Genomic DNA, 470 nt, shown 5'->3' with positions numbered 1-470 from the left:
GGGTGAAAAAGAGAGAAAGCTTTGAATATAGAAGATTTAAATATAAAAGCCTAAATCAGGAAGCAATCTATGAAATTGTAGAAGGAATTTCTGAGATTAAAATTAATCAATATGAAGAGCACCAAAGAGAAAATTGGAAAGAAATTCAAAATAAGATTTATGAAGTAAGTTCAGAATTACTAAAAATAGATCAGATACAAAGTTCAGGATTTGCATTTTTGAACCAGGTGAAAAATATTTTAGTAACCTTTATGGCTGCATCTCTTGTAATAAAAGGAGAAATGACATTAGGAATGCTATTAAGTATCTCTTTCATTATAGGACAATTAAACTCTCCTATTGACCAGTTAATCGTTTTCTTCAAATCATTGCAGGCAGCCAAATTAAGCTTAGAAAGACTGGAAGATGTGAACTATTATGAAGAAGAAGAAAAAGGAGAGCAGGAAAAGCTTCAGGTATATCCACAAAAC

At 30.6% G+C, this 470-nt stretch carries 1 protein-coding gene; it reads left to right on the top strand.

What is annotated here, in order from left to right:
• On the top strand, positions 1-470 hold a 470-nt coding region (locus SB764_RS38310), incomplete at both ends, for an ABC transporter transmembrane domain-containing protein (protein ID WP_410866504.1).

Origin of the sequence: Paraburkholderia sp. SIMBA_027 (assembly GCF_046535315.1) — a bacterium.
Classification (GTDB): domain Bacteria; phylum Pseudomonadota; class Gammaproteobacteria; order Burkholderiales; family Burkholderiaceae; genus Paraburkholderia; species Paraburkholderia tropica.
The sequence above is the reverse complement of the archived record's forward strand: the minus strand, read 5'-3'. Positions and strand labels throughout refer to the sequence as shown.